Genomic DNA, 9,094 nt, shown 5'->3' with positions numbered 1-9,094 from the left:
GTCGCCGACGGGGGGCCGCGCCCGGCTACTTCGGAGCCACCCAGACCTGGCGCTTGTTGCTGTTCGCCGTGTAGAGCTGGATCGCGGTGCCGTTGGCGGTCGCGCCGCCCGTCACGTCCAGGACCTTGCCCGACGCGACGTGCACGATCTGCCCCTTGGCGTTGACGGACCAGCGCTGCGCCGGCGAGCCGTTGCAGTCGTGGAGGCTGATCCGGTTGCCGTTCGTGCTCGCGTTGCGCGCGTTGTCCAGGCACTTGCCGAAGGCGCGGAAGGTGCCGTCCTTGCCGAGGATCCACGACTGCGCGGGCGACCCGTTGCAGGTGTAGAGCTGGATCTGCGTGCCGGTGGCCGCCTTTCCGCCCTTGACGTCCAGGCACTTCCCGCCGAGTCCGCCGACCCTGCCCTGCGGGGACAGCGCGGCGCCCGCGCCCGCGGCCAGCAGGCGCAGGCCCTGGACGTCGAACTGCTGCACGTAGCCGCCCGCGCGCTTGTCCTGGTAGGCGTACGCGGGCGAGCACATGACCGGGAACTGGCCGGAGTCCGTTCCCTTGACGCAGTCGCTCCTGGTCAGGCTGCGGTTGGCGTGCGTGAGCCCCAGGGTGTGCCCGAGCTCGTGGCTGATGTGGTTGCGCATGTACGTCTCACCCATGGCGGCGGTCGGCTTGCCGGCGGACGTGAAGAACTCGCTGTCGATGTAGGCGTGCCCGCTGGTGACCGTCCCCGGAACGGAGGAGTTCGTGAAGCCGCAGCTCAGGTTCGCGCTGCCGGAGCCGTCGCGGACCACCTTCCAGCCCGTGCTGCCCATGCTGCCCTCACCGGCGGGCGGCAGGCACGGCCGGTGCAGCACGCCGATGACGACCTCGCCCTTGGGCCGGACGTACTCCCAGCCCACCGGCCGGGAGTCGACCGTGACCGGCAGGTTCGTGATGCGCTGCAGGTCCGCCGCCGAGGCCCGCACGTAGGGGCCGAGCCAGTCCGCGGACTTCTGGTCGTAGAACCTGACGGTGTAGCCGGTCGGCAGCCACTTCGTCGCGCCGCTCAGCTTCCACCCCTCGCCCTGCGGCGGGGCGGGGGCGGCGGCCGCCGGGGCGGTCGCCGCCATCGGCGCGGGCCGGGCCCCGGCGGGGCCGAGCGACATGGTCCCGTTCGTGAAACCGGTGTGGTCGCTGCCGTACGGGGCGGCGTCCCCGTGGTGCGCGTCGGGCGCCGTGTCGGGCAGCGCCGCCGGCACCTCCCGCTCGCTCACGGCCGACCGGCCGCTGTCCTCGGTGCCGAAAGCGCTGGGGGAGAGCTGGAGCCCTCCCACGATCGTCGCCACGACTGCCGCCGTGACGACGGATATGCGCCGTTTGCGTGTGAAACTCAAGTCCCCGTTGCCCTCTCGTCGTTCGTCGACTCACCTGCCCCGCGGACCATGTCCGGGCGGCGGGAATCGAACAGATGATAGAGGAGTCGCCGAAGAGCCCCCGTCGGCGCCCCAGTTGGGGGCCGGACGGGGGCTCGTGCGTGCGGCGGGTCTACGCGGTGAGGGCCGGGAGCCGCGCGGGCGCCGCGGCGGCCGCGTCGTAGCGGCGCAGCAGCAGCGCGGCCAGTTCCGGCGCGGCGCCCAGCACGCCGGCGAGGACATCCGCGCCGCCGGCTCGCGCGCCCGCCTCGATCCGGTCCGGCAGCCGTCCCGGAGCGATGACGTACGGGGCCACCGCCACCCGGGCGAAGCCCTCCGCGCGCAGGGCCCGTACCGCGTCCTCGGTACGGGGGAACGCGGGCGAGGCGGCGGAGGCGAACGCGGGCCGCACGGCGCACCAACCGGTGCGCCGCCACTCCCGCGCGGTTCGAGCGATCACCGCGCCCGCCTCCGGATCGGTGGATCCGGCGGACGCGAGCACCACCGCGGTGGTGGCGCGGTCCGCCGGGGTGAGGCCGGCCTCTTCGAGCCGACGGTCGAGGGCGCCGAGGAGCAGCGGGGACGGTCCGAGGACGTCCGCGACCCGTACCGACAGGCCCGGCAGGCGCGCGGTCGACTCGGCCAGCGCCGCCGGGATGTCGGCCTTGGCGTGGAAGGCGCGGGTCAGCAGCAGCGGCAGCGCCACGACCTCCCGTACGCCCGACAGGTACAGCGAGGACAGGACCGGTCCGACCGACGGCGTGTTGAAGTCGAGGAACGCCGTCTCCACGCGCAGCCCGGGCCGCAGTGCCCGTGCGCGCCGGGTGAGGGTGTGCACGGTCGCCGCGTGCCGCGGGTCGCGGCTGCCGTGGGCGATGACGAGGAGGGCGGGGGAGCCGGACACGGTGATCAGCTCTTGACCAGCAGGCCGCGGCTGCGCAGCACGTACCGCTCGATCGGGCTGAAGATGAGGAGGTCGATGGCGATGCCGACGACCAGGATGAGGATGATCGCCAGGAACACCCCCGGCAGGTCGATGTTGTTGCGGCCGTTCTCCAGCAACTGCCCCAGCCCCAGGCCCAGGTCGGGGGAGCTGGCGATGATCTCGGCGGCCATCAGCGAGCGCCAGGAGAAGGCCCAGCCCTGCTTCAGGCCGGCCAGGTAGCCGGGCAGCGCGGCGGGCATCACGATGTGCCGGGCCCCGCGCAGACCGGTGGCGCCCAGGGTGCGACCGGCCCGCAGGAACAGCGGCGGTACCTGGTCGATGCCGGAGACCAGGCCGTTGGCGATGGACGGGACGGCTCCCAGCAGGATCACCGTGTACATCATGGCGTCGTTGAGGCCGAACCAGAGGACGGCCGGCGGCACCCAGGCCACCGAGGGCAGCGACTGCAGGCCCTGGAGGATCGGGCCGATCGCGGCGCGGACGAACTTCACCCGGGCGACCAGCAGGCCGAGCGGGGTGCCGATCGCCAGGGCCATCAGGAAGCCGAGCAGGCCGCGCGAGACACTGGTCCAGATGATCTCCAGCAGGGTCCCCTGCAGCCACATCGTGGTCAGGCTGTCCCAGACGGCGGACAGCGGGGGCAGTTTGGTCTCCTCGGTGACCTTCGCCGCGACGAGGACCTGCCACACCGCCAGCACCAGGCCGACGGCCAGGAGCGGCGGGAAGACCTTCTTGAGGAGCACCTCGCGGATCGGCGTGCGGTGGGTCTGGACCGCGTCGAGCGCGTCGAGGCCCGCCTCCAGGCCGGCGAGGTCGTCGTTCTTGGCCGCGGCCTTCGAGGTGGTGTCAGTGCTGGCCATGGCGGCGGATCTCCCCACGCAGGTGTTCAGTGATCTCAAGGGACAGCTCCGCGACGTCCGCGTCCTCGATGCGGCGCGGCTGCGGGATGCCCACGGTCCATTCCTTCGCGATCCGGCCGGGCCGGGAGGAGAGGAGGACCACGCGCTGGGCGAGGCGCACGGCCTCGCGCACGTTGTGCGTGACGAAGAGGACGGACAGGTTCGTCTCTTCCCAGATGCGGGTGAGCTCACCGTGCAGTACGTCCCGCGTGATGGCGTCGAGCGCCGCGAACGGCTCGTCCATCAGCAGGAGTTGACTGTCCTGGGCGAGCGCCCGGGCCAGCGCCACGCGCTGGCGCATGCCCCCCGACAGCTCGTGCACGCGCTTGCCGTACGAGCCGCCGAGGCGGACCAGCTCCAGCAGCCGCTCGGCCTCCGGGCGGCGGTCGGCCTTGGCCACCCCGCGCAGCCGCAGGGCGAGTTCGATGTTCTTGCCCGCGGTCAGCCACGGGAAGAGGGCGTGCTCCTGGAACATGAGCGCCGGACGGCCGCCCGGGGTCGCGATGGACCCCGCGGACGGCTTGTCCAGCCCGGCGACGAGGTTCAGCAGGGTGGACTTTCCGCACCCCGACGCCCCCAGGATGGTGACGAACTCCCCGGGAGCGACATCGAGGCTGATGTCGTCCAGGACGAGCTGCGATCCGGCCGGGCCGGTGAAGGACTTCGAGACGTGCTCGATGCGCGCGGCGCCGGTCAGCTCCGCTACGGTGCCCTCGGCAGCCTTGGCAAGCGTGGTGGCCATGGTCGTCACCTCCTGGGTTTGCTGTACGGGGTTACTTGGTGCCGAGGCCGGCGTCGGAGACCTCGGGCTTGCCGGCGGCCTTGAGGACCTTGTTCAAGAGCGTCAGGTCGTAGATGCCGGCCAGGTCGGGCTGCTCGATGAGCTTGGCCTTGACCGCCCAGTCGGCCTGCGTCCTCAGCGTCGCGGCCAGCGGGTCGTCGGTGATCGCGATGCTGGGCCACGCCGGGTCGATGATCTTCGCGTCGAGCGGCTTGCCGCTCTCCGCCTCCAGCTTGGCGTTCGCGGAGGCCTTCGCCTTCTCCGGGTTGGCGTTGATCCACTCGTTGGTCTTCACCGTGCCCCGGAGCACGGCCTCGACCACGTCCGGGTGCTCCTTGAGGAACTTCTGCGACACGATGACGTTCGTGATCACGAACTTCTTGTCGGGCCACAGGGCGGTCTCGTCGAGGAGGACGGCGCCGCCGTCGGAGACGAGCTTGGAGGCCGTGGGCTCCGGCACCCAGGCGCCGTCGATCGAGCCCTGCTTGAAGGCGTCGGGGGTGACCTTGTTGTCCGTGCGGACGACGGAGACGTCGCCCTTGCCGGACTCCGGGTCGACCGTCCAGCCCTTGGTGGAGATCCAGTTGAGGAACGCGACGTCCTGCGTGTTCCCCTTCTGCGGGGTGGCGATCCTCTTGCCCTTGAGGTCGTCCAGGGTCTTGATCTTCTGCGGGTTCACGACGAGCTTCACGCCACCGGACGCGGAACCGGAGATGATCCTCAGGTTGGAGCCCTTGGACTTGACGTAGCCGTTGATCGAGGGCGAGGGCCCGATGAAGCCGATGTCGAGAGAGCCGCCGTTGAGGGCTTCGATCTCGGACGGTCCGGCGTTGAAGGCCTGCGGCTTGACCTTGGTGCCGCTCAGTTCCTTCTCGATCAGGCCTTCCTGGAGCCCGACGAGCGCGGTGGCGTGCGTCAGGTTCGGGAAGTAGCCGATGCGCACCTCGGGGGCGGAGAGCTTCTTGCCGGCGTCGGCCACGTTGGCGGCCTTGTCCCCGGGCTCGTCCTTCTTGGCCGCGGAGCCGTAGCCGCAGGAGGCGAGCGCACCGATCAGGAGCGGGAGGGCGGCGGCGACGACACCGCGGCGCAGAGTGTTACGGGTGGTTCCGTTGGCAGGCACGGGAGGGTTTCCTCTCGGAGCGCCGTGGGGTCACGACGCATGTCTTCGTCTGTGGGGCAGGGGCGGGTGCAGCGGGAGGGCTTGGGCGCGCATGCGGTGCGCGTACGTCGTCACGCACATCGCGCCACCCCTCCCTGGCCGCTGCCGAGGGCGCCGCTGCCGACGCGGCCGCCCTCTTTCGCGAAGGTGGAGTAGATGTCGTCGGGCATGGGCTAGAAGTCCCACCCTTCTTCATCGGCCTGGACGGTCGTCTCGGCCTGGGAGGCGAAGGACTCGCCCGCCATGCCGGCCGCCAGGGTCGTACCGTCGGCCGGGTCGATCAGCAGGAAGGACCCCGTGCGGCGCGAGTCGGCGTACGCGTCGAGCGCGAGGGGCTCGGCGGTGCGGACGACGACGCGGCCGATGTCGTTGGCCACCAGCTGCCCCGGATTCGGGTGCTGCGACAGGTCGTCCAGGGTCAGCCGCGAGGGGATCTCCTTGACGATCGCCTTGACCGTGCGCGTCGTGTGCTTGATCAGCACCCGGGCGCCGACGGCCAGCGGCTGGTCCGCCACGTGGCAGACCGTCGCCTCGACGTCCTGCGTGGTGGCCGGGGCGCTCGCGGACGGCGCGATCAGGTCGCCGCGCGAGATGTCGATGTCGTCCCGCAGCCGCAGGGTCACCGACTGCGGGGCCCAGGCGATGTCGACGCTCCCGCCGAGTGCGTCGATGCCCGCGATGACGCTCGTGCGGCCCGAGGGCAGCACGGTCACGGCCTCGCCGACGCGCAGTACGCCGGAGGCGATCTGGCCCGCGTAGCCGCGGTAGTCGGGGTGCTCCGCGGACTGCGGGCGGATCACGTACTGCACCGGGAAGCGTGCCGGGCAGGCCGTGAGGTCGTGGCTGACCGGGACGGTCTCCAGGTGCTCCAGGACCGTCGGGCCGCCGTACCAGTCCATGTTTCCGGACGCGTCCACCACGTTGTCGCCGGCCAGGGCCGAGATCGGGATCGCGGTGATCTCCGGGACGCCCAGGTCCGAGGCGTACGCCGTGAACTCCTCGGCGATCGCGGCGAAGACCGCTTCCTCGTAGCCCACCAGGTCCATCTTGTTGACGGCCAGGACCACGTGCGGCACGCGCAGCAGCGCGGCGACGGCCGCGTGCCGGCGGGTCTGCTCGATGACGCCGTTGCGGGCGTCGACGAGGACCACGGCCAGGTCGGCCGTGGAGGCGCCGGTGACCATGTTCCGGGTGTACTGCACGTGCCCCGGGGTGTCCGCGAGGATGAACCGGCGGCGCGCGGTGGCGAAGTAGCGGTACGCGACGTCGATGGTGATGCCCTGCTCCCGCTCGGCCCGCAGGCCGTCGGTGAGCAGCGCGAGGTCGGGGGCGTCCTGGCCGCGCTGGGCGGACACGGCCTCCACGGCCTCCATCTGGTCGGTCAGGACCGACTTGGAGTCGTGCAGCAGCCGGCCCACCAGGGTGGACTTGCCGTCGTCGACGGAACCGGCGGTCGCGAAGCGCAGCAGTGTGGTCGCCGACAGGTCGGCGAACTGCTCGGTGGTGCTGGTCATCCTAGAAGTACCCTTCGCGCTTGCGGTCTTCCATCGCGGCCTCGGACATCTTGTCGTCGGCGCGGGTCGCGCCCCGCTCGGTGAGCCGGGAGACGGCGATCTCGGCGATCACGGCGTCCAGCGTGGCGGCGTCGGAGTCGACGGCGCCGGTGCAGGACATGTCACCGACGGTGCGGTAGCGGACGAGACGCGTCTGGGGCGTCTCGTCCTGCTTGGGCCCGCCCCACTCGCCGGCGGTCAGCCACATGCCGTTGCGCTGGAAGACCTCCCGCTCGTGTGCGAAGTAGATCTGCGGCAGCTCGATGCCCTCGCGGGCGATGTACTGCCAGACGTCCAGCTCGGTCCAGTTCGAGAGCGGGAAGACCCGGACGTGCTCGCCGGGGGCGTGCCGGCCGTTGTACAGCTGCCACAGCTCGGGGCGCTGGCGGCGGGGGTCCCACTGCGAGAACTCGTCGCGGAGGCTGAACACCCGCTCCTTGGCGCGGGCCTTCTCCTCGTCACGGCGGCCCCCGCCGAAGACGGCGTCGAAGCGGTGGCTCTGGATCGCCTCGGTCAGCGGGAGGGTCTGCAGCGGGTTGCGGGTGCCGTCCGGACGCTCGCGCAGCTTGCCCGCGTCGATGTAGTCCTGGACGGACGCCACATGGAGGCGCAGGCCGTGCTCCTCGACCGTGCGGTCGCGGTACTCCAGCACCTCGGGGAAGTTGTGCCCCGTGTCGACGTGCAGCAGCGTGAAGGGCACCGGCGCCGGCGCGAACGCCTTCAGCGCCAGGTGCAGCATGACGATGGAGTCCTTGCCGCCGGAGAAGAGGATCACCGGCTTCTCGAACTCCCCCGCCACCTCGCGGAAGATGTGGACGGCCTCGGATTCGAGGGCGTCCAGGTGCGACAGCGCGTACGGAGCGTCCGTCTCGCCGTGCAGGTGGGCGACGGTGGTCATGCCAGACCCCTCTCGGTGAGCAGCGCGTGCAGGGCCGAAGCCGACTCCCGCACGGACTGCGTGTGCGACTCGATACGGAGGTCCGGCGACTCCGGCGCCTCGTACGGGTCGTCGACCCCGGTCAGACCGGAGATCTCGCCCGCCGCCTGCTTGGCGTACAGGCCCTTCACGTCGCGCTCGGAGCACACCTCGACCGGGGTGGCCACATGGACCTCCAGGTACGGGGTGCCCTCGGCGGCGTGCCGCTTGCGCACGGCCTCACGGCTGTCCGCGAACGGCGCGATCACCGGCACCAGCGCCGTGACGCCGTTGCTCGCGAGGAGTTCGGCGACGAAGCCGATCCGCTGCACGTTGGTGTGCCGGTCCTCGCGGCTGAAGCCCAGGCCCGCCGAGAGGAACTCGCGGATCTCGTCGCCGTCGAGCACCTCCACCCGGTGGCCCTCGGCGCGCAGCCGCTCGGCCAGCGCGTAGGCGATGGTGGTCTTGCCCGCGCTCGGCAGACCGGTCAGCCACACCGTGGCGCCCTGGTCGCTCACGCTCATCTGGTTCTCCGTCAGTTCTTCGCTGTCCGTCATCCGCCGTGCCATCAGCCGTGCAGTCCGCACTCGGTCTTGCCGCGTCCGGCCCAGCGTCCGGCCCGCGCGTCCTCGCCGAGTTCCACGCGGCGGGTGCAGGGGGCGCAGCCGACGGAGGCGTAGCCGTCCATCAGCAGGGGGTTGGTGAGTACGCCGTGCTCGGCGACGTAGGCGTCCACGTCGTCCTGGGTCCAGCGCGCGATCGGGGAGACCTTGACCTTGCGCCGCTTCTCGTCCCAGCCGACGACCGGGGTGTTCGCCCGGGTCGGGGACTCGTCGCGGCGCAGGCCCGTCGCCCAGGCGTCGTACGCGGTCAGACCCTCTTCGAGGGGCTGGACCTTGCGCAGCGCGCAGCACAGGTCCGGGTCGCGGTCGTGCAGTCTCGGACCGTGCTCGGCGTCCTGCTCGGCGACGCTGCGGCGCGGGGTGAGGGTGATGACGTTGACGTCCATCACGGCCTCGACCGCGTCCCGGGTGCCGATGGTCTCCTCGAAGTGGTAGCCCGTGTCGAGGAAGACCACGTCCACGCCGGGGAAGGCGCGGGACGCCAGGTGGGCGACGACCGCGTCCTCCATGGAGGAGGTCACGGCGAACCGCTTGCCGAAGGTGTCGGCCGCCCAGCGCAGGATGTCCAGCGGGGAGGCGTCCTCCAGGTCACGGCCCGCGCGCTCGGCCAGCTCCCTCAGGTCGGCCGTCCCGGCGTCCTGAATGGTCGTCATATCTCGTCCCCTCCAGCGGTGTCGGACCGGACGCCTCGGGCCAGCAGCCCGAGGTACTTCAGCTGGAAGGCCCGGTTGCAGGCCCTGCACTCCCAGGCGCCGTGGCCCTGCTCGTGGGGGAACAGGTCCTCGTCGCCGCAGTACGGGCAGTAGAACGGGGCGGCTCGCTCGCTCATACGG

General features: G+C 71.6%; 10 protein-coding genes. All 10 read right to left on the bottom strand.

Going from position 1 to position 9,094, the window contains the following annotated elements:
• Nucleotides 1-25: 25 nt before the first annotated feature.
• The 10 genes from ACFWUQ_RS19090 to ACFWUQ_RS19045 all read right to left on the bottom strand — a co-directional run bounded on the left by ACFWUQ_RS19090 (nt 26) and on the right by ACFWUQ_RS19045 (nt 9,090).
• Complete coding sequence (locus ACFWUQ_RS19090) at nt 26-1,318, bottom strand: ricin-type beta-trefoil lectin domain protein (RefSeq protein ID WP_384539179.1); 1,293 nt, start codon at nt 1,316-1,318, stop codon at nt 26-28.
• 199 nt (nt 1,319-1,517) lie between these two features.
• On the bottom strand, nt 1,518-2,288 hold the full coding sequence (locus ACFWUQ_RS19085) for a sirohydrochlorin chelatase (protein WP_384539177.1): 771 nt from the start codon (nt 2,286-2,288) through the stop codon (nt 1,518-1,520).
• 5 nt (nt 2,289-2,293) lie between these two features.
• Nucleotides 2,294-3,190 (bottom strand): ABC transporter permease, encoded by an 897-nt coding sequence (locus ACFWUQ_RS19080; RefSeq protein ID WP_384539175.1) that lies wholly within the window; start codon nt 3,188-3,190, stop codon nt 2,294-2,296.
• On the bottom strand, nt 3,177-3,971 hold the full coding sequence (locus ACFWUQ_RS19075; protein ID WP_384539173.1) for an ABC transporter ATP-binding protein: 795 nt from the start codon (nt 3,969-3,971) through the stop codon (nt 3,177-3,179). Before ACFWUQ_RS19075 ends, ACFWUQ_RS19080 begins: the two co-directional genes overlap by 14 nt.
• A 31-nt stretch (nt 3,972-4,002) precedes the next feature.
• The gene (locus tag ACFWUQ_RS19070; protein WP_384539171.1) at nt 4,003-5,130 is read right to left on the bottom strand and encodes an aliphatic sulfonate ABC transporter substrate-binding protein; all 1,128 of its coding nucleotides are present in this window, start codon (nt 5,128-5,130) and stop codon (nt 4,003-4,005) included.
• Nucleotides 5,131-5,342: 212 nt separating this feature from the next.
• The gene (locus ACFWUQ_RS19065; protein ID WP_384539169.1) at nt 5,343-6,683 is read right to left on the bottom strand and encodes a sulfate adenylyltransferase subunit 1; all 1,341 of its coding nucleotides are present in this window, start codon (nt 6,681-6,683) and stop codon (nt 5,343-5,345) included.
• 1 nt (nt 6,684) lies between these two features.
• A complete protein-coding gene (gene cysD / locus ACFWUQ_RS19060) occupies nt 6,685-7,620 on the bottom strand; it encodes a sulfate adenylyltransferase subunit CysD (protein ID WP_384539168.1) in 936 nt (311 codons plus the stop codon).
• A complete protein-coding gene (gene cysC, locus ACFWUQ_RS19055; RefSeq protein WP_384539185.1) occupies nt 7,617-8,162 on the bottom strand; it encodes an adenylyl-sulfate kinase in 546 nt (181 codons plus the stop codon). Before cysC ends, cysD begins: the two co-directional genes overlap by 4 nt.
• Before the next feature lie 44 nt (nt 8,163-8,206).
• Complete coding sequence (locus tag ACFWUQ_RS19050) at nt 8,207-8,914, bottom strand: phosphoadenylyl-sulfate reductase (protein ID WP_384539167.1); 708 nt, start codon at nt 8,912-8,914, stop codon at nt 8,207-8,209.
• A complete protein-coding gene (locus ACFWUQ_RS19045) occupies nt 8,911-9,090 on the bottom strand; it encodes a hypothetical protein (protein WP_384539165.1) in 180 nt (59 codons plus the stop codon). Before ACFWUQ_RS19045 ends, ACFWUQ_RS19050 begins: the two co-directional genes overlap by 4 nt.
• Between the last annotated feature and the right edge of the window lie 4 nt (nt 9,091-9,094).

It is taken from the genome of Streptomyces sp. NPDC058662 (genome assembly GCF_042716255.1).
Classification (GTDB): Bacteria; Actinomycetota; Actinomycetes; order Streptomycetales; family Streptomycetaceae; genus Streptomyces.
The sequence above is the reverse complement of the archived record's forward strand: the minus strand, read 5'-3'. Positions and strand labels throughout refer to the sequence as shown.